Raw genomic sequence first — 18,416 nt, 5'->3', positions numbered from 1 at the left:
GTGCCCCCAGACCGTTGAGCTGATGAAGCCAAGCTATCAGTGGGGTCGGACAATAAGTGGTTGCCCAACAGCGCTTGTTAGCGCTAACATGTGACGCAGGTCAATGAGGGGTGATCTTCGGGGTTTTCTCGACAACGACGTCAACTGCAATCGAAGGACTGAAAGTGAAACTACGGAAGCTTATTGTCGGCGCTGCGGCCGTCAGTATGGCCCTCAGCGTTGCCGCCTGCGGTAGCCGCGGCGCTAGCGCCGAAAGCAGCGGAGGGGACAACAGCGGATCCTTGGTGGGCATTGCGATGCCGACAAAGACCTCCGAACGCTGGATCAAGGACGGTGATGCCATCAAGGCTTCGCTGGAAAAGATGGGCTACAAGACGGACCTTGAGTACGGTGACGACAAGATTCCACAGCAGGTCCAGCAGATCAGCAACATGATCACCAAGGGCGCCAAGGTGCTGATCATCGCCGCGATCGACGGAACGGCGCTAAGCGACCAGCTAGACAACGCGGCCAAGGCCGGCATTAAGGTGATCGCGTACGATCGCCTGATCAACGGCAACAAGAACGTTGACTACTACACGACCTTCGACAATAAGAAGGTCGGGGTCCAGCAGGCCACCTCGCTGCTGACCGGGCTGGGGATCCTCGATAAGGACGGCAAGGAAACCGGGAAGAAAGGCCCGTTCAATGTGGAGCTTTTCGCAGGCAGTCCTGACGACAACAACGCGACCTTCTTCTACAACGGCGCCATGGAGACACTGAAGAAGTACATCGACGACGGCACCCTTGTGGTCAAGAGCGGCCAGACGGGCTTTACTCAGATCGCCACGCTGCGTTGGGATCCGGCGACGGCCCAGAAGCGCATGCAGAACCTGATCGCCAGCACCTACTCCGGCGGCGCCAAGGTGCAGGGAATCCTCTCTCCCTATGACGGTCTCTCGATCGGCATTATCTCGGCACTGACGGCTTCGGGCTATTCACCCTCGGCATTGCCAGTCATCACAGGCCAGGATGCCGAGGCCGCCTCGGTGAAGTCGATCATCGCTGGCCAGCAATACTCGACGATCTTCAAGGACACCCGCGACCTCGGAAAACAGGCGGTCACCATGGCTGATGACCTGCTCAAGGGCAAGACTCCCGAGGCCAATGACACCAAGAGCTACGACAACAAGGCCAAGATCGTACCGACGTATCTGCTGCAGCCGGTGGTCGTCACGAAGGAGAACTACCAGAACGTCCTTGTCGACGGTGGTTACTACAAAGAGTCGGACCTGAAGTAGTCCTGCCCTGAACCGTGGTGGTGGSGGGCTCCTACCGCCACCACCACACCTTTGAGATCCATAGCGTGAAAAACGCGAAAGCTAGGACTTGACGTGACGACGAATATTCTCGAGATGCGCGGCATCACCAAGACATTCCCGGGGGTCAAGGCCCTCCAGGATGTTTCCCTTGAGGTCCAGCGGGGCCATGTACACGCGATTTGCGGTGAAAACGGGGCCGGCAAATCAACGCTGATGAAGGTACTTTCCGGTGTCTACCCGGCCGGAACCTACGAAGGCKAAATCCACTTCGAAAACGAGCTTTGCGAATTCAAAGACATCAAAGGCTCCGAGGCCGCAGGCATCGTGATCATCCATCAGGAACTCGCCCTGAGCCCCTACCTTTCCATCGCCGAGAACATCTTCCTCGGCAACGAACAGGCCAGGAACGGCTTCGTGGACTGGAACAAGACAAACCTCGAGGCCTCAAAGCTGCTCGCGCGCGTGGGCCTCAACGACAACCCGATCACTAAGATCACGGATCTAGGCGTGGGCAAGCAGCAGCTGGTCGAAATCGCCAAAGCACTTTCCAAGCGGGTGAAGCTCCTCATCCTTGACGAGCCGACCGCAGCCCTGAATGACGAGGACTCGGCACACTTGCTGCGCCTGATCAAGCATCTGCAGGCCCAGGGCATCACCTCGATCATCATCAGCCACAAGCTCAACGAGATCAAAGCCATTGCGGATAAGGTGACCATTATTCGCGATGGCCGGACCATCGAGACTCTTGACATGCACAGCGATGAAATCTCAGAGGAGCGCATCATCAAGGGAATGGTGGGCCGGGACCTCGACCATCGCTATCCCGAACACGAGCCCTCCATCGGGGAGGAAATCCTTCGGGTCGAGGACTGGACTGTGCACCACCCGGTGGACCAGAGCCGGAAGGTGGTTAAGAACGCGAGCTTCAATGTTCGCGCCGGCGAGATAGTCGGGATCGCCGGACTGATGGGCGCCGGACGAACCGAACTCGCGATGAGTATCTTCGGCCACAGCTACGGGGCGAAGATCAGCGGCCACGTCTACAAAAACGGCCAGGAGATAAAAACCAACACCGTGGCCGCCGCGATTAAGCACGGCATCGCGTATGCCACCGAGGACCGCAAGCACTATGGACTGAACCTGCTTGACAACGTCATGCGTAATGTCTCCGGCGCCGCCTTGGACAAGCTCTCCCGCTGGGGCTGGGTAGACAGCAACAAGGAGAACCTGGTCGCCGAAGGCTACCGACGCAGCATGAAAATCAAAGCAGCCACGGTCGCCGCGGTCACCGGAAAACTCTCCGGCGGCAACCAACAAAAGGTCGTCCTGTCGAAATGGATGTTCGCCAACCCAGACGTACTGATCCTGGACGAGCCCACCCGAGGAATCGATGTCGGCGCCAAATACGAGATTTATACGATCATCAACCAGCTGGCAGACGAGGGTAAGGGCATCGTTGTCATCTCCTCCGAGCTGCCTGAACTGCTGGGCATCTGCGACCGGATCTACACCCTCTCGGAGGGCCGGATCACCGCCAACATTCCACGGGAAAAGGCCACCGCCGAGTACCTGATGCAATACATGACCCTAGAAAAGGAAGCCTGATGTTTGCGCTTCGCTCCGCATTGCACTACCTGGCCGGCCAGTTGCGCCAAGTCGGCCTGTTCATCGCCCTGATTGTGATCATCCTGTTCTTCCAGGTCACCACCAACGGCATCACGCTGGCCCCGATCAACGTCTCGAACCTGATCGTGCAGAACAGCTACATCCTCATTCTCGCCGTTGGCATGGTGATGGTCATTATCGCCGGACACATCGACCTCTCCGTCGGTTCCGTGGTCGCCTTCGTCGGAGCAATGTCAGGTGTCATGATTACCCAGTGGGGCGTGCCTTGGTGGCTTGCCATCATCCTTTGCCTAGCGATCGGCGCCCTCGTTGGCATGTGGCAGGGCTTCTGGATCGCCTACTTCGGCATACCGGCCTTCATCGTCACCTTGGCCGGTATGCTCACCTTCCGCGGGCTAACCCAGATCGCCTTGCAGAACCAACAGATTTCCCCTTTCCCGGACGAGTTCCGATCCTTGGGAAGCGGCTTCCTTCCTGACCTTGGGGGCGGCACCTCCGCCCTTGAGCCACTCACCATGATCATCGGAATCGTCGCAACCATTGCTCTCGTTGTGCAGGACCTGCGCCAACGGGCGGCGCGCCGAAAGCACAACCTCGAGGACGAGCCGTTCGCCTGGTTTCTGTGCAAGATGATCTTCACCGGGTTGCTGATCCTGCTCATCACCTTCCTGCTCGCAGGCTACCGCGGAACTCCGATCGTGCTTATCGTGCTCGGCCTGCTCACCGTCGCCTATTCAGCCGTGATGGCCAACTCCGTCTGGGGCCGCCACATCTACGCAATCGGCGGCAACCGATTCGCCGCAGAACTCTCGGGTGTCAAGGTCAAGCGGGTCACGTTCACCCTGTTCGTGAACATGGGTGTCCTGGCGGCCTTGGCCGGCCTCGTCTTTACCGCGCAGCTGAACCTGGCCAACCCCAAAGCCGGAGACGGCTTCGAACTTGATGCGATCGCTGCGGTCTTCATCGGAGGCGCTGCCGTCACCGGCGGAATTGGAACGGTGATGGGCGCCCTGATCGGCGGCTTGATCATCGGCATCCTCAACAACGGCATGTCCATTCTTGGCGTCGGCACCGAATACCAGCAGCTGATCAAGGGCCTGGTACTTTTGGCCGCCGTCGCCTTCGATGTCTTCAACAAACGACGCGCCGGAGCGTCGAACGGGAGCGGCCGCCAACAGAGGAAGTCCACCCCCCGAAATGCCCCCAGCGAGGCAAAGACTAGGACACCCGTGGCAAGCGCCTAAGCAAGAATGGGCAAAAGCGCAGGTCCCCGACCAATGGGCCTGCGCTTTTCGGCGTTACGCTGGGGCCAATACAGCAGGCCATGTCCTATCGCACACCGCCCACCCGTTCCCCACCACCCGAAAGAGCAGGCCGCCATGACCCAGCCCGATGCGCAACCTTCACCAGATCCGGCCTTCGAAGCCGCGTACCAGGCAGCCCAGAAGAGCCTTGGTGAAGGTGGCATTCCTATCGGTGCAGCGCTTGCCCGTGACGGCGTGGTGATCGCGAGTGGGCACAACGAACGCGTCCAAAACGGTGATCCGATTGCTCATGGGGAAATGTCGGCCCTCCGCACAGCCGGCCGGCAGAAAAGCTACCGGGATACAACCCTCTATACGACCCTAGCGCCGTGTGCGATGTGCACAGGAACCATCATTCAGTTCAAGATCCCGCGCGTGGTGGTGGGGGAGGCCCGCACTTTCGACGGCGAATTCGAGCTCCTCCGGTCCCGCGGCGTGGAGGTGGTGGTCCTCGATGACCAGCGGTGCGTGGACATGATGCGCACCTTCCAGGAAGAGAATCCGGAGCTGTGGGCGGAGGACATCGCCGAATAGCTGGTGGCGGGCGGCGTGGGCGGCGTGGGGAAGCAAACAACATCTGGCCACAGCCAAACCCCAAGCGTAGGCTGACAGCATCGGCGTCGGTGCCGGGGGGTCCGCGTCGATACCCAATCGATGAAGGAGGACTCATGAGTGTTGTGCGCGAATTCATGACCACCAATGCCCAGTGCGTCAAGGAAGAACAGTCGTTGCGTGACGCGGCTGTCCTGATGCGCGATCTGGACGTCGGTTCCCTGCCGATCTGCGGCAGCGATGGAAGACTCAAGGGATTCATCACTGACCGCGACATCGTGGTCAGATGCGTTGCCGAGGGATGGGATGCCGGTCAAAAGACAGCGGCCGACCTCGCCCAAGGCACGCCAATCTGGATTGATGCTGATGCCAGCATCGACGCCGCCATCGACCTGATGGAGAAGCACCAGGTCCGGCGCCTTCCGGTCATCACCGACCACAAGCTGGTGGGCATCATTAGCCAGGGCGACATCGCCCGCAACTACACCGAGGAGCGTGTGGGTGAATTGGTGGAGCACATCTCGGCCAAGACTCCTATGGCGCAACTGGGCTAACTGCAACTTCCGTACTATCAAGCGCCACGGCTCTCAAGCCGTGGCGCTTCCACCTGCAGGCCAAGACCTGCGGGCCAAGACCGACGCACCTAGAACACCAGGCTAAAGAAACGCCTCCCGGCCCGTGCCTTCCCTGAGCACCAGTTCCCCGTCCTCAATGGAAACCAGCAGGCTCTTTGCTTTTCCGTGGAGTTTCTTGCTCGCGCTCAGCTTGCGGCTGGTGACCTCCACGCCCACGGTGGACCCCTTTGCGGGCAACTCCACGGAGATCTCGGCTGCCATTCCCAACATCGTTCTGGTGGAAACATCGCGCTCGTGGTGGGCCTCTTTGTGATTGACAGTGACTTCTACGTCATCGGAGTCAAAGCCGTCCTGCAGGATGATGAGCAGTTCTTGCATGATGCGCCTCTTCCTTGAGTAGCATTCCTGACCGAATCAACGGCGGCTCTTTCCACTACAGCACTCCGCGCGGTCTTTAGGTAGGGCAAAATGTCAGGGTGACTCATCTTCCACAGCCCCAGTCAGCAGACGCCGCCATCCACACCCTGATCGCCGAAGAGCTCGGCGTGAAGTCCTGGCAGGTCAAAGCCGCGGTTGAACTCCTCGACGCCGGATCCACCGTTCCGTTCATCGCCCGGTACCGCAAGGAAGTCACGGGGACGCTCGATGACACCCAGTTGCGCGAGCTCGAGGAACGGCTCCGGTACCTGCGGGACTTGGAGGACCGCCGTCGAACGGTCCTTGAGGCGATTGCCGCCCAAGGCAAGCTGACCCCGGAACTGGAAGCCGCCGTCGTCGGCGCCGATACCAAGTCGCGGCTGGAAGACATTTACCTGCCCTTCAAGTCCAAGCGCCGCACCAAAGCCCAGATCGCCCGCGAAGCCGGCCTCGAGCCGCTCGCCGATGCGCTTCTCGCGAACCCGCAGCTCGAACCTGAGCGCGAGGCCGCCAAGTACCTCAACGCCGAGCACTCCATCGACGATGCCTCCGCGGCGCTCGCCGGTGCGCGCTCGATCCTTGTGGAGCGGGTCTCCCAGGACCCCGACCTCGCCGAGACGCTGCGCGAACGCTTGTGGACGCAGGGCCGAATGGTTTCGCGTGTGAAGAAGAGCCAAGAAGTTGAGGGGCAGAAGTTCAAGGACTACTTCGAGTTCTCTCAGGTGCCTTCCGGCATGCCCGGCCACCGCGTGCTCGCCCTCTTGCGGGGCGAGAACGACGGCGTGCTCGAGCTGGATCTCGCCGAGGCAGAACCAGCCGACGACGACGCCCTGGCCGCGGCTCGCGGCCGGTACGAGAACGCTGTGGCCAAGTGCCTTGGGGTCGCCGAGCGCGGCCGGCCCGCCGATTCGTGGCTCGTCCAAACCGCACAGATCGCATGGCGCTCGAGGATCCTGGACCGCCTGAGTAACGATCTGCGTAGCCGCATGTTCGCACAGGCCGAGGACGAAGCCGTCCGGGTCTTCGCAGCCAACCTCCGCGACGTGCTCCTCGCCGCGCCAGCTGGAAACCGTGCCACCCTGGGCCTGGACCCGGGATTGCGCACGGGTGTGAAAGTGGCCGTCGTCGATGGCACTGGCAAAGTCGTGGCCACCGATACCGTTTATCCGCACGCCCCGGCCAAGAAGTGGGACGAGGCCTTGGTGACGCTGGAGCGCCTGGCACGGCAGCACGACGTCGAGCTCGTAGCGATCGGCAACGGAACGGCGTCGCGCGAAACGGACAAGCTCGCCGCTCAACTCATCAAAGCGCTGGCAGCATCCGGCGGTCCTACTTTGCAGAAACTCGTGGTGTCCGAGGCCGGTGCTTCCGTGTACTCGGCGTCTGCGCTCGCGGCTGCGGAACTACCGGGAATGGACGTGTCCCTGCGCGGAGCTGTTTCTATCGCTCGGCGCCTGCAGGACCCGCTGGCGGAACTGGTCAAGATCGAGCCCAAGTCGATCGGTGTGGGGCAGTACCAGCACGATGTCACGGCGGCGAAGCTGGACCGTTCCCTAGACGCCGTCGTCGAAGACTGCGTGAATGCGGTGGGCGTGGACGTGAACACGGCGTCGCCCGCGCTGCTGGCGCGGGTGGCTGGCGTCGGGCCGCTCCTGAGCGAAAATATTGTGGCGTACCGCAACGAGAACGGTCCGTTCGCCAAGCGAGCCGACCTCAAGAAGGTGCCGCGGCTCGGTGCCAAGGCGTTTGAACAGTGTGCCGGCTTCTTGCGGATCACTGGGGGAGCAGAACCGCTCGACGCGTCCAGCGTCCACCCGGAGGCGTATTCGGTGGCCCGGAAGATCGTGGCTGCTTCCCGCGGGGCTGCCGTGTCTTCGCTCGATCCACAGGCGTTCGTGGATGGGTCGTTCGGCCTGCCCACCGTGCGCGACATCATGTCCGAGCTCGAAAAGCCCGGCCGCGACCCCCGCCCTGCCTTCGCCGCAGCCACCTTCTCCGAGGGCATCGAGAAGATCTCGGACCTCAAGCCGGGCATGATCCTCGAGGGTACTGTCACCAACGTGGCGGCATTCGGCGCGTTTGTTGATGTTGGCGTGCACCAAGACGGCTTGGTCCACGTGTCCGCGCTTGCCAATAAGTTCGTGTCCGATCCCCGCGAGATCGTGAAATCCGGACAGGTAGTGCGCGTGAAGGTCCTGGAGGCGGATCCGGAGCGGAAGCGGATTTCGCTCACGCTAAGGCTCGACGACGAACCCGGCACCGCGGGCGGCTCCGGTTCGCGTGGCGGCGGACGTGACCGCGGCGAGCGTGGGGGTGAGCGTGGTGGCGGTGAGCGTGGCGGCGGCCAGCGGCGTTCGGCGCCGCAGGCTGGGCAGGGTTCGTCGGGTCGCAACGCGGTTCCGGCAAAGGGGGCGCCGGCGAAGGCTGAGCCCAAGGCGCCGGTCAACACGGCCATGGCGGAAGCGCTCCGCCGGGCCGGGCTGGGGAAGTAGGCCGGGCCGCCCGAGGGGCCGATGATTTCGAAGAAGGGCTGCTGATTCTCGAACTACGAGTGGCATCATGTAGAAGATCAGCATCCTTAGTTTGTGTGCCAGGGGGAGGCATGATTCAAATGCGCAGGCCGGAGAGAAGTATTCAGGCGTCCATGCCCAAATGGTGGCTGCTCGTCATCATTGTGATGGAGGCCGGTGTCGCCTTGGCAGTCGGAATTCCGTTGGTCATTGGCGAGGAGCCCTGGGACGCCTTTGGCTTGCCCGTCTGGATACCGGACGTTGTTGCGTTGCTCGTGGTTCCCATCGTGGTTTATGCGTCGTTTTCCTTGGTACGGCAGCAGCTCCGGGAGCGGGCTCAGGCGTCCCAGGCGAAACGCCTGATGGATACGGTGCTGACCACCAGCCGGGAGTGGTTATGGGCCATAGGACCCGACGGACGCTTTACTTTTTCCAGTCCCGCGGGCGTTGAATTGATTGGATATGAGCCTTCGGAATTGCTGGGTAGGCATTTTAGTATGATCATCGATCCTGACGATCTGGCCGATGCTCTGCAGCTAAGAACGCCCGGCCAGGACCCAGCTGCCGGTTGGGGCGGGCTCCGTGCTGTGTGTCGCCGCAAGGACGGCAGCAGGGTCCTGGTTGACGTATCGGGAAGGTCACTTACCGACGCTTCCGGGCGACCCAATGGTTTCGAAGGAACCAGCAGGATCCTTGATCCCGGTATAACCGACACGCTTGCGGCCGGGGAGATCAAGAGCCGGATCGAAGAAGTGCTGGCTGAGCGTTCCTTGCTGACAGCCTTCCAACCCATATGCTCCCTGGAGACAGGCGCAATCATTGGAACCGAAGCCTTGACCCGGTTTCTGGACTCTCCGGGCCTTTCGCCGGAGGCGTGGTTCGTTGAGGCCGCCGCGGTGGGGCTGGATGTTGATCTTGAGCTCCTTGCCCTGGAGACCGCACTCGCGACTGCGATCGGGCTGCCGTCCACGTTGTCTGTTTCCATAAATCTTTCACCCCGGGCATGCCTTGATGCACGGCTTCCCGACATTCTTGCGAACTCCGGCATTTCGACAGAGCGGATCGTGCTTGAGGTGACGGAACGGCACCAAGTTATTGATTACGGCCCCCTCGCAGCTGCGCTTGCACCCTTACGTCACAGCGGCCTGAGGATTGCCGTAGATGATGCCGGAGCGGGCTTCGCGTCAATGCGCCACATACTTTTGCTCAAGCCGGAGCTGATCAAACTGGACCGGGATATCATCGCCGGGATCGACACGGACCCCGGCCAACGCGCCTTGGGAGCTGCGATGGTCGGGTTCTCCCGGGAGATCGGAGCCGGCTTGGTGGCCGAAGGGATCGAAACCGAAGCGGAGTTGACCGCCGTCTCCAGGCTCGGTATGACTGCTGGGCAGGGCTACCTACTTGGGCGGCCCTCTGTAGAGCCGGGGGATTGGGCGCAATGGGGCGAGCCGCAGCCTGACGGGGAGAGCACGAAAGCGTCGATGAATCCGCGGTCACGCGATCGGCAGGGTTGAGGGGTTAGGCAATATTTTCGCCGGCAGAACACGGCCATTTCTACCATGTTCCAACGAGCATGCGACTCCTTTGGTGGAATACTCATCCGGCTCGCCGTGTCGGCACTCAATTAGCTGCGAAACACCACCTAATTCGGCGCTAAGGGCACCTAATCTGAAATTTCGTCGATTAAGTCCGCTTACGCTGATCACTCATTTGCTGCAACTCAAGGGGAGAGAAATGAGCATTGGGAAGAAGCTTCGAAGCGTCGGCGCGGTTTTGATGACGACTGCTGCTCTGTTACTCGGCGGGATGAACGGCGCGGCAGCCGCAACGATTCCACCGTTCCCGCCGGCCTCAACAGCATTGCAAATACAGACGCCGGATCAGATTCAAAACGCGATAAACCAGGCTTTCAATGGCGATACAAACCCTTTAGCAATGCTGCTTGACGGACCTCAGGTCGCGGAGACCCAGGCTGCTCTGAAAATCCGGGTTGACACGCGGGATGACTTCCGTGGCAGGAACTTCTCCGTCAATAAAAAGACATCTGATGGTGCCGTTGCCCCTCTGTCGACCGGACAGTATGACTACTATTGCACGGGCTATAACGGAGTCACCGTGGGATGGAACGGGAAAGAGATCTTGGCATGTCACGGATGGCTTGATACCTACATTTCGGGTCGCCACGTGGCACACTACAATCCTGATCTGATCCCCAGGGGCGGGCCAGTTTCAATAGGATGTGCGTATGCAGGATTGAACCGGAGCGCCGCCGTCGTGCGCGGTTAATGCGACCCGCTAGGGTGCCGGAATCGGGAAGAACGCCCGCGGATCCTGCAACAGGGCCGGGTAGTCGAAGTCCGAGCGGTCGATGATCTTGGTGACCTCGAAGTTGCGGCCGAAACGCCCGTCTTCCAGGGTGATCGGCCGTCCGTGAATCTTGCCCAGGGCGAACTTGGCGCCGCCCTCAACCGGGACAAGGACGGGGGTGTTCCCCGGAAGCGTCCTGAAGGCCTCGTCCTGGCGCTGGCGGTTGCGGGTGGGCTTCTTCACCAGTTGCTTGGGCGCCTTGCGGGCGGTCTTGCCGGGGCGGCGGGACTTCTCGGACTCGTAGACGAATTGGTAGCCGTCGCCGTCGCTGTTGGCGGCCTTGGCCTTGCCTGCGGCCGGCATCCCCACTTTGTCGATCTTCTCTGGTTCCACGTCGCCCAAGGGGGCGCGAAGCACCCAGATAAAGTCCTCATAGGGGTCCTCGGGAATGAACTCGTGGCTGGGCTCCGGCCAGAGGTACTCCAGGTCCGTCGGAGTGTCGGGAAAGAGCTCGGCGTAGAAGCGGGGCTCTTTCTGGAGCAGCTTGGAGCGGTGGCTCAAGTGGAAATCGGCGTCGCCGAGCCACGGCGGCATCGGAATCTTGGAGGCATAGTCCGGGTGGGCTGCCTGGGGCGCGAATTCGGTGATGCTGGCGCGGGTGTTGTCCGGATTGCCGCGCGCGACCCACTCGTCCACCATCGCCAGGCCGTAGAGGGTAAGCGCTGGGACGTAGCCCATCCACATGCGGATCGCGGGATGGGAGGGGCGGCCGAACTCGGGGATCACCAGTGCGCGGAGGATCTGCAGTGCTTCGACACGCTGCTTGCCAAGCCTGGCGGTGTCCAAGACGGCAGCACTTTGCTTGAAATCGGGGAACGGGAGGAAGGTCTGCATCCTTTCAGTTTGAGGGCCGAAGGACGCAGAACCAAGTTGGCGCGGTGTGGTCTTCCCCTCGATGGCGTTGTCAGGGGAGTGATGATCGCAGCAGGTAAAAATAAGTGAGCGGGTGCGGTCATGAAGCGCCGGTTGCAGCACCACCCTATCTTCGGATCACTTTTGCGCTGGATCAACCGATATTTGCCCTGAACTCCGCTTTGCGGGCGGTACTGCTGCGGCTCGCTCGGCTATTCGTCCTACTCTTGTCGGGTGGAAACTTTTGGCGAATCGACGACGACGGCGGCACCCCCGGTTGCCGAACTGCACCTGCATATCGAGGGGACACTTCAGCCCGAGCTGATTTTCGCGCTCGCGGAGCGTAACGGGATTGAGCTTCCGTACGCGGATTTGGACGAGTTGCGGGCGCGATATGAGTTCACGGATCTGCAGTCGTTCCTGGATTTGTACTATGCCAACATGGCCGTGCTGCGGACCGAGCAGGACTTCGCGGACATGACCAGGGCGTATTTGGCCCGTGCAGCGACTGGTGGCGTGCGGCACGTGGAGATCATGATGGATCCGCAGGCACACATCTCGCGCGGGGTGGCGTTGGAGACGTGCGTGAATGGTGTGGCGTCTGCACTCGCGACGTCGGTGGAGGAGTTCGGCGTCTCGACGCTCCTGATTGCCGCGTTCCTCAGGGACATGTCCGAGGAGTCTGCGCTGGAGGTTCTGGAACAGCTACTCGCCATGAACGCGCCAATTGCCGGCATCGGCCTGGATTCAGCTGAGGTGGGCAATCCGCCGTCGAAGTTCGAACGACTGTACCGCCGCGCGGCGGAGGCCGGACTGCGACGGATCGCCCACGCCGGCGAGGAAGGGCCCGCGTCCTATGTATACGAGGCTCTCGATCTGCTTGGCGCGGAGAGGATCGATCATGGCATCCGCTGCATGGAAGATGCGGCCCTCGTGGAAAGGTTGGCGGCCGAGCAGATTCCGTTGACCGTGTGCCCGTTGTCCAATGTGCGGCTGCGGGCGGTCGATACCCTGGCGGATCACCCACTGCCAGCGATGTTGGCTGCTGGGTTGAATGTCAGCGTGAACTCGGATGACCCCGCTTACTTCGGCGGCTACGTGGACGACAACTTCGAGCAGCTCGTCGCAGTGCACGGGCTGTCTCTTGGGGATCGGGCGCGGCTGGCGGCGAATTCGGTGCGTTCATCGTTCGCGGACGAGGCCCGCAAGGCCGAACTCTTGGCCGAGGTTTCTGAATGGGAGAAGGCATCCGTCAATTAGTCCGCTCAGGCCGCTGGCCGCGCCGCGCGATTGCCTCGATGATTTGCTGATCGGTAAGTCCGCGCTGGTTTTTGCCGTGTTCCACTGCGTATTTCAGGGCATCATGTCGATGGCCTTTCCGGACATCGGCCCGGACGGTTGACCGTCCCAGCAGTACTGCCGCTGCAACCCGATGATGACCGTCGGCGAGCAGCAAGACTCCGTCGACGTCGAACACCACAATCGGGGTGGCTTCGTCCAGATGCGCGCGGTAGTAACGCACCCTGTCCGGATCCAAATGCGGACGGCTGCGTTCAATCGAATCCTGCGCCAAATCAGAAATCCGAAGATCCATAGTGGCCATGGAGCCAGTTTGTCCGATCACACGAATCAAGGCCAGAACTGTCTTTGGTTCGCTATCGTGCCGAAGGCCGTCCAGCATACCCAATCCGTTGGCTACTGACCGGTACCCGAGACCCCTCCATCACTTGTTCCCGTTTGGGCGTAATAGTGGGTCACGACACACGGTGTTTACCAAGAACAGTCGCCAGAATTTACAGAACATTGGCAGACTGCTGAAGGAATGTTCGCCGTTGAAGGAGACCCAGTGGCCAAGTCCACCGTCGAAAAAAGCAGTGCCCGCCTCAAGACCGTCCTGGACGTCTTGGCTGAGGGAACGTGGTCCGAGAAGTCGTTGAATGCCGGCGAGATCCTGGCAGAGGCGATTGTCCGTGTCCCGCTGGATGAGCGCGAAAGTGAGCTCCTCAGCGGAGGCATTCCACGCGGTCACAAGAGCCTGACGACCGAGACCGCGAAGCTGGTCAAGGCCGGCTGGCTGGTCAAGGGTCGTGCGGGCTGGACCATCACCGACGACGGCCTTCGTGCCACTGTCGCTTTCGCCAAGCCGGATGAGTTCGTCACGGCCCTAGCTGAGGGAACCCCTGTCCCGGCGGATACGCCGCTCCCGGCAGCCCCCGTTAAGAAGGCTCCCGCCAGGAAGCCTGCGGCCAAGAAGGCCCCCGCGGCCGAAAAGACCCCGGTTGCCAAGGCAGCGCCCAAGAAAGCTGCCGCACCCAAAGCGCCTGCCGCCGTCGAGAAGCTCGAGCAGCCGTCCGCCGTCGCGATCGCAGGTGACTTCAACACGATCCTTGGTGCCGCGGAAGATTGGGCCCCGCAGTACGACGAGGTGCAGATGAAGTTCAATGCACGCCGCAAGGTCTGGACCCTCACCGCAACGCTGCCTGCCGGTTTCTACACGTACAAGATCGCGCTGAACCGCTCGTGGGACGAGAACTACGGCGCGTTCGGCGTGCGTGACGGCGCCAACCACGAGCTAAAGCACGACGGTGGCAAGGTCATCTTCACGTACGATCACGCCACGCGCGACATCGTCACGGCGTAACTGCTTTTCCAAGTTTCCTCCAAGTCCAACTTTGGACTTGGAGGAAAACTTGGACGTGCGAAGCCGCTTTCGCGTGTGACGCCCGCCACTTGACTCGACAAGCAGCACGCCAGTCCCTAATCTTCCTCGTGGATTTGTTACACGTAGGGGGATACGTATGCCTGAATGGATTTCGGCGTTTTGCAGTTTGTTTGCCTTGGTTGCGGCCGCGTGGGCAGCTTTAACTGCGGCCCGCGTTCACAAGATTGAACGAGACAGGGACGTCAAAGCTGATGAGGACAAGCTCAAGGCCCAAGCCGGCAAAGTAGCGGCTTGGAGCGCGGTCCACCTTGACGCAAAGGGATCGGCCTTGGCCTACGGGGTGGTGGTGAACAATGGCTCCACTACGCCGATCTTTGACGTTGTTCTGGAAGCGCAGGACGTCCCAGGCAAACTCCGGCCATTGACTCTAAGGCTGCTCCCGCCCGGGCAGTATTTCGTCGAGTCGCACAAGGACCGCAGCGGCTGGGCGCTGGCGGAGCACACGAGCGCCCTGGCCGGCTTTACCCGGCCGATCACCCGCAAAGAGAACTGGTGCGTTACGCATCTCGCCTTCCGGGACGCGCAGAACAACTTGTGGTCACGGAACAATTCGGGATTGCTGGAGAGAGCAGGGAGCTAGGCGCCTTCGGTGCCACATCCGGTTGGTGGATGGCCGCCTGGACAAGCCTGGTGCCGGGAACAAAGCGTCCCGGCTTCGAGGTTAGGGTATGTCAAAGGCCTCAACCAAGGAGCTAGCGATGACTGATGTCACCATCCGCCACAACGTTGACCGCGAGCGCTTTGAAGTGCTCGCTGACGGACGTGTTATCGGCAAGGCGGCGTACAAAACGTACGACGACGGCGGGTCGCCGCAGCGGATTTTCTACCACACCGTGATCAATGAGGAGTACGGGGGACAAGGGCTCGCCGGACGGCTCGCCGAAGTGGCTCTGAATGAAACGGTGAGTGAGGGGCTGCGCATTGTGCCCGTGTGCCCCTTCATCAAGAAGTTTCTCACCAAGCACCCGGAATATGCGGCGAACACGGTTGCCCCGACGCCTGCGCACTTGGAGTATCTCAAGACGGCGCTCGTTCCGGCCGCCAGGGCCTAACAGCGGCCGGCCGTGCCGTCGTCGACTCTCACAAGTACATGAGCGAGCCCGGCGTGGTGAGGACATCGCCGGTCTCCAGCCAGGTCTTCAGGCCGGAGAGGATCATCGGCCAACCGCCGTAGATCTGGTCGTTGCCGCCTTCGCGGAGATCGCTGTGGGTGACGGTCAAGTGGCAGGAATCGCCCACGGGTTCGATCTCCCAGGTGACGCGCGAGGTGCCCTCGGCCTTGACGTCCTCGCCCCACAGTGCACGCATGGTTTGCACGAGCCGGCGTGGGGGATCGACCTCCACGTTTTCGCCTTCGCCGAGGACCATTCCGTTGGCCTTGGGATTGTGCATCTCGTAGTGGCCGCCCGGTGTCCAGTCCGCGGTGTGGGTGTTTCCGAACTGGTATTTGCTGCGGATGTCGCTGTCCGTGATGGCTTCCCATAGCCGTTCCGGAGTGGTCTTGATGTAGATTTCGAAGATCTTTTCCACGGGACTTTCCAATCTGGTTTTGAGGTCGCTCAACGCAGCGGCCCATGGTTCTGCATATTTGCTCACCCAGCGGTCGTGGACGAGCCTGATGGGTACCGGATTCAGGAAATGGAGCTTTTCGCGACCACGACGGCGGGTCACAACCAGCCCGGCCTCCTCAAGAATCTTGAGGTGCTTCATGATCCCGAAACGGGTCATATCGAACCGTCCTTCAAGCGCGCTCAGCGTCTGACCGTCCTCGCGGAAGAGCTCATCGAGCAGGTCCCTGCGGGTGGGGTCGGAGAGTGCCTTGAAGACGGCGTCCATGGATTCAGGATAGGTGACCATTTAGTCACATGTCAATGGTTTCGACACCAATTGACCGATGCCCTCCATGAATCAACCCTGTCAGGAGGGTCGGACATTATTAGCCCTCGCGATTGTTGCCTCGCGATTCCGGTCGACCGAAGTCTGTGGGACAAGCCGAACCCCGCGGACTAGGTGCTGAGGTCCCAATGGATCCGGATCGCCTCGGCGATCGGGCCAGTGGTGACGTCGACCTGGAAGGCCACGGGCGCGGTTCCTGTCGCTTCAATGACCGTGTCATGGTAAACCCGGCCGCATGACGGACACAGGGTGTAGAGATCCTCATCTTCGGGCCATGCGGCCAGTCCGGCCGGGACAGGGGTGCTTCCACCTACATGAACGGGCATGCCGTTTGAGTTGGCCTGAATCAGTCCCTCTTTGCTCACGGTGTTACCGCACAAGCACGTGATGGTGGTGACGTCATGACCGATGACATCGGCGAATTCAGTGTCCATGATGATGATGAGCTCCCCGGCGTCGGAAGAGGCGTTCTGCTTGTAGTTTATGCCTGCGGTTCGCCAGGTGAGACAGAAAGAACCAGGTGAGACAGAAGAATCTGTAGGGTGGTGTCGAAGTCCCGCGCTCCGTTACGTCTCTTTGGTGATCGCGCCTCTCCGGCACGATGAACCAGCGATTAATGAAACGAGGAAACCATGAAGTACCTCCTGATGATGCAGGTCGATCCTGATGTATTGGCGTCGCTGTCTGCCAGCCAGAGCGAGGAGATTGGGAAAGGCCACGGTGCCTTCATTGATGAGATCACGGCATCCGGCGAGTTCATTCTGACCCAGGCGCTCGGCGACCCTTCGAAAAGCAGCGTTGTTCGCAGTTCGGGTGGGGTACCGGAAATCCACGACGGCCCCTTCCTGGAAGCAAAGGAGTTTTTGGGTGGGTTCTACCTTGTCGATGTCGACTCGAAGGAGCGCGCACTCGAGCTGGCCAAGTTGATCCCCGACGCGAAGATCGACGGCCTGGCCATCGAGGTCCGGCCGATCATGTTCTCGAAGGCGGCCGATTTCTGAGCACGCCAACCCCGGTGGAGGGCCTGCTGCGCGAGCTTGCGCCGCAGGTTCTCGGGCGGTTGATCCGCCGATACCACCAATTCGACACCGCTGAGGACGCGGTGCAGGACGCCCTGATCAAAGCTGTGACCATATGGCCGGAACAGGGCGTCCCGGACAACCCTGCCGCCTGGTTGTACACGGTTGCCTCCAACCGGCTTATCGACGTGGTGCGGAGTGAGGCTGCGCGTCGGAGCAGGGAAGAGGACTACGTCAGGGACGATCCCGCGGCAGTCGAAGGGGTCAACGAGGCGGCAGCAAACCAAGACGACACGCTGGACCTGTTGTTCTTGTGTTGTCACGACGCGTTGACCGCTTCATCTCAAATCGCGTTGACCTTGCGCGCAGTAGGTGGCCTGACCACCGCCGAGATAGCAAGTGCCTACCTGGTGCCGGAATCGACCATGGCTCAACGCATCAGCCGGGCGAAGCAAACCATCAAAGCGGCCGGCGCGGCGTTCGGACGGCTCTCTCCCGGGCAGAGGCAGGAGCGTTCCGATGCCGTGAAGCGGGTTCTCTATTTGATGTTCAACGAGGGATACACCGCGGCTGCCGGTAACGAGTTGACTCGGGTGGATCTCTCGGCCGAGGCGATCCGGCTCACAAGGCAACTCGTGCGACTTCAGCCGGGCGACGGCGAAAGCATCGGAATGCTCTGCCTGATGCTTCTGACGGACGCGAGACGACCCGCGCGAACCACGCCCGACGGCGACTTGGTCCCCCTCGATGAACAGGATCGCTCCCTGTGGAACCGGCAGGCCATCACGGAGGCAAAGGAACTCTTGATCCCCGCATTGAAGTCTTCGACGGCAGGCCCATACCTGATTCAGGCGGCGATCGCGGCCATCCATGCCGATTCGTCCTCGACCGGGACAACCGATTGGGAGGAGATCCTCCAGCTCTACAGCCTCCTCGATCACATGGTGTCCAACCCGATGGTGACCCTGAACCGTGCCGTCGCACTGGCGATGGTCGATGGCCCCGAAGCGGCGCTCAGGCTGCTCGACCGACTAGAGAAGGAACCGATTATCGGCGGGCACTATCGCCTGACCTCGGTGCGAGCACACCTCCTGGAGTTGTCGGGAGATTTTCGTGCCGCCCGGGAGGCTTACCAGGCGGCGGCCCGCGCGACGCTGAGTTCACCGGAACGCCGCTACCTGCAAGGACGCGCGGACCGCCTCTGATCCGTCACGGCTGCGCCGCCGCTCTAACGATCGTGGCCGTCGTCGCGATAGCGAGCGCCGGCAGATC

19 protein-coding genes are annotated in these 18,416 nt (G+C 61.3%); 14 read left to right on the top strand and 5 right to left on the bottom strand.

The features are described from left to right. The first annotated feature begins 164 nt into the window (after positions 1–164). From chvE to AC1DLO_RS18480, 5 genes are all read left to right on the top strand, one after another. Positions 165–1,280 carry a multiple monosaccharide ABC transporter substrate-binding protein gene (gene chvE / locus AC1DLO_RS18500; RefSeq protein WP_476891687.1) on the top strand — a complete coding sequence of 372 codons (1,116 nt, stop codon included), beginning with the start codon at positions 165–167 and terminating at the stop codon, positions 1,278–1,280. Between the two features lie 93 nt (positions 1,281–1,373). After that, positions 1,374–2,906, top strand: coding sequence for a multiple monosaccharide ABC transporter ATP-binding protein (mmsA, locus tag AC1DLO_RS18495; protein WP_476914559.1), 1,533 nt, complete (start codon positions 1,374–1,376; stop codon positions 2,904–2,906). Continuing rightward, positions 2,906–4,171, top strand: coding sequence for a multiple monosaccharide ABC transporter permease (gene mmsB, locus AC1DLO_RS18490; RefSeq protein ID WP_476891689.1), 1,266 nt, complete (start codon positions 2,906–2,908; stop codon positions 4,169–4,171). Before mmsA ends, mmsB begins: the two co-directional genes overlap by 1 nt. 135 nt (positions 4,172–4,306) lie before the next feature. Continuing rightward, positions 4,307–4,765: a nucleoside deaminase gene (locus AC1DLO_RS18485; protein WP_476891690.1), complete on the top strand. Its 459-nt coding sequence runs from the start codon at positions 4,307–4,309 to the stop codon at positions 4,763–4,765. A gap of 134 nt (positions 4,766–4,899) precedes the next feature. Continuing rightward, the gene (locus AC1DLO_RS18480; RefSeq protein ID WP_184737619.1) at positions 4,900–5,337 is read left to right on the top strand and encodes a CBS domain-containing protein; all 438 of its coding nucleotides are present in this window, start codon (positions 4,900–4,902) and stop codon (positions 5,335–5,337) included. 102 nt (positions 5,338–5,439) lie between these two features. Here the strand turns inward: AC1DLO_RS18480 and AC1DLO_RS18475 are convergent, their stop codons facing one another. Beyond that, positions 5,440–5,736 (bottom strand): hypothetical protein, encoded by a 297-nt coding sequence (locus tag AC1DLO_RS18475; RefSeq protein WP_476891691.1) that lies wholly within the window; start codon positions 5,734–5,736, stop codon positions 5,440–5,442. A gap of 98 nt (positions 5,737–5,834) precedes the next feature. Between AC1DLO_RS18475 and AC1DLO_RS18470 the strand changes: the two genes are divergently transcribed. From AC1DLO_RS18470 to AC1DLO_RS18460, 3 genes are all read left to right on the top strand, one after another. After that, positions 5,835–8,267 (top strand): Tex family protein, encoded by a 2,433-nt coding sequence (locus tag AC1DLO_RS18470; protein ID WP_476891692.1) that lies wholly within the window; start codon positions 5,835–5,837, stop codon positions 8,265–8,267. A gap of 152 nt (positions 8,268–8,419) precedes the next feature. Then, complete coding sequence (locus tag AC1DLO_RS18465) at positions 8,420–9,802, top strand: sensor domain-containing phosphodiesterase (protein ID WP_476891693.1); 1,383 nt, start codon at positions 8,420–8,422, stop codon at positions 9,800–9,802. 220 nt (positions 9,803–10,022) lie between these two features. Next, complete coding sequence (locus tag AC1DLO_RS18460) at positions 10,023–10,574, top strand: hypothetical protein (protein WP_476914558.1); 552 nt, start codon at positions 10,023–10,025, stop codon at positions 10,572–10,574. Between the two features lie 9 nt (positions 10,575–10,583). Here AC1DLO_RS18460 and AC1DLO_RS18455 read toward each other — a convergent pair whose 3' ends face one another. After that, positions 10,584–11,489 carry an MSMEG_6728 family protein gene (locus AC1DLO_RS18455; protein WP_476891193.1) on the bottom strand — a complete coding sequence of 302 codons (906 nt, stop codon included), beginning with the start codon at positions 11,487–11,489 and terminating at the stop codon, positions 10,584–10,586. Positions 11,490–11,741: 252 nt separating this feature from the next. Here AC1DLO_RS18455 and AC1DLO_RS18450 point away from each other — a divergent pair, with 252 nt between their 5' ends. Beyond that, on the top strand, positions 11,742–12,767 hold the full coding sequence (locus AC1DLO_RS18450) for an adenosine deaminase (protein ID WP_476891192.1): 1,026 nt from the start codon (positions 11,742–11,744) through the stop codon (positions 12,765–12,767). Here the strand turns inward: AC1DLO_RS18450 and AC1DLO_RS18445 are convergent. Next, positions 12,760–13,110 carry a hypothetical protein gene (locus AC1DLO_RS18445; protein ID WP_476891191.1) on the bottom strand — a complete coding sequence of 117 codons (351 nt, stop codon included), beginning with the start codon at positions 13,108–13,110 and terminating at the stop codon, positions 12,760–12,762. The two genes, AC1DLO_RS18450 and AC1DLO_RS18445, sit on opposite strands and share 8 nt — an antisense overlap. Before the next feature lie 243 nt (positions 13,111–13,353). On the opposite strand from AC1DLO_RS18445, the gene AC1DLO_RS18440 reads away from it, so the two are divergent. From AC1DLO_RS18440 to AC1DLO_RS18430, 3 genes are all read left to right on the top strand, one after another. Next, a complete protein-coding gene (locus AC1DLO_RS18440; protein WP_476891190.1) occupies positions 13,354–14,148 on the top strand; it encodes a pullulanase X25 domain-containing protein in 795 nt (264 codons plus the stop codon). Positions 14,149–14,305: 157 nt separating this feature from the next. Further along, positions 14,306–14,809 (top strand): hypothetical protein, encoded by a 504-nt coding sequence (locus AC1DLO_RS18435; protein ID WP_476914557.1) that lies wholly within the window; start codon positions 14,306–14,308, stop codon positions 14,807–14,809. 118 nt (positions 14,810–14,927) lie between these two features. After that, positions 14,928–15,281: a GNAT family N-acetyltransferase gene (locus AC1DLO_RS18430; protein WP_476891188.1), complete on the top strand. Its 354-nt coding sequence runs from the start codon at positions 14,928–14,930 to the stop codon at positions 15,279–15,281. Between the two features lie 28 nt (positions 15,282–15,309). Here AC1DLO_RS18430 and AC1DLO_RS18425 read toward each other — a convergent pair whose 3' ends face one another. After that, entirely contained in the window at positions 15,310–16,065 is a 756-nt protein-coding gene (locus tag AC1DLO_RS18425; protein WP_184738152.1) for an ArsR/SmtB family transcription factor, read from the bottom strand. Between the two features lie 170 nt (positions 16,066–16,235). Continuing rightward, positions 16,236–16,559 carry a hypothetical protein gene (locus AC1DLO_RS18420; RefSeq protein WP_476891187.1) on the bottom strand — a complete coding sequence of 108 codons (324 nt, stop codon included), beginning with the start codon at positions 16,557–16,559 and terminating at the stop codon, positions 16,236–16,238. Positions 16,560–16,757: 198 nt separating this feature from the next. On the opposite strand from AC1DLO_RS18420, the gene AC1DLO_RS18415 reads away from it, so the two are divergent. Together AC1DLO_RS18415 and AC1DLO_RS18410 are read left to right on the top strand one after the other, a co-directional pair. Continuing rightward, a complete protein-coding gene (locus AC1DLO_RS18415) occupies positions 16,758–17,126 on the top strand; it encodes a YciI family protein (protein WP_184737591.1) in 369 nt (122 codons plus the stop codon). Positions 17,127–17,140: 14 nt separating this feature from the next. Further along, a complete protein-coding gene (locus tag AC1DLO_RS18410) occupies positions 17,141–18,349 on the top strand; it encodes an RNA polymerase sigma factor (protein WP_476891186.1) in 1,209 nt (402 codons plus the stop codon). Positions 18,350–18,416 lie beyond the last annotated feature (67 nt).

This window comes from Arthrobacter sp. 01T419, from assembly GCF_056398865.1.
This window is presented reverse-complemented; position numbering and strand designations above follow the sequence as displayed.

Excerpts from the sequence above, each read along its gene's own strand:
- AC1DLO_RS18430 (WP_476891188.1), top strand. The coding sequence starts at position 14,928 with ATGACTGATGTCACCATCCGCCACAACGTTGACCGCGAGCGCTTTGAA.
- AC1DLO_RS18480 (WP_184737619.1), top strand. The coding sequence starts at position 4,900 with ATGAGTGTTGTGCGCGAATTCATGACCACCAATGCCCAGTGCGTCAAG.
- AC1DLO_RS18475 (WP_476891691.1), bottom strand. The coding sequence starts at position 5,736 with ATGCAAGAACTGCTCATCATCCTGCAGGACGGCTTTGACTCCGATGAC.
- AC1DLO_RS18465 (WP_476891693.1), top strand. The coding sequence starts at position 8,420 with ATGCCCAAATGGTGGCTGCTCGTCATCATTGTGATGGAGGCCGGTGTC.
- AC1DLO_RS18445 (WP_476891191.1), bottom strand. The coding sequence starts at position 13,110 with ATGGCCACTATGGATCTTCGGATTTCTGATTTGGCGCAGGATTCGATT.
- AC1DLO_RS18435 (WP_476914557.1), top strand. The coding sequence starts at position 14,306 with ATGCCTGAATGGATTTCGGCGTTTTGCAGTTTGTTTGCCTTGGTTGCG.
- AC1DLO_RS18415 (WP_184737591.1), top strand. The coding sequence starts at position 16,758 with ATGAAGTACCTCCTGATGATGCAGGTCGATCCTGATGTATTGGCGTCG.
- AC1DLO_RS18425 (WP_184738152.1), bottom strand. The coding sequence starts at position 16,065 with ATGGACGCCGTCTTCAAGGCACTCTCCGACCCCACCCGCAGGGACCTG.
- AC1DLO_RS18460 (WP_476914558.1), top strand. The coding sequence starts at position 10,023 with ATGAGCATTGGGAAGAAGCTTCGAAGCGTCGGCGCGGTTTTGATGACG.
- mmsB (WP_476891689.1), top strand. The coding sequence starts at position 2,906 with ATGTTTGCGCTTCGCTCCGCATTGCACTACCTGGCCGGCCAGTTGCGC.
- AC1DLO_RS18455 (WP_476891193.1), bottom strand. The coding sequence starts at position 11,489 with ATGCAGACCTTCCTCCCGTTCCCCGATTTCAAGCAAAGTGCTGCCGTC.
- AC1DLO_RS18420 (WP_476891187.1), bottom strand. The coding sequence starts at position 16,559 with ATGGACACTGAATTCGCCGATGTCATCGGTCATGACGTCACCACCATC.
- AC1DLO_RS18485 (WP_476891690.1), top strand. The coding sequence starts at position 4,307 with ATGACCCAGCCCGATGCGCAACCTTCACCAGATCCGGCCTTCGAAGCC.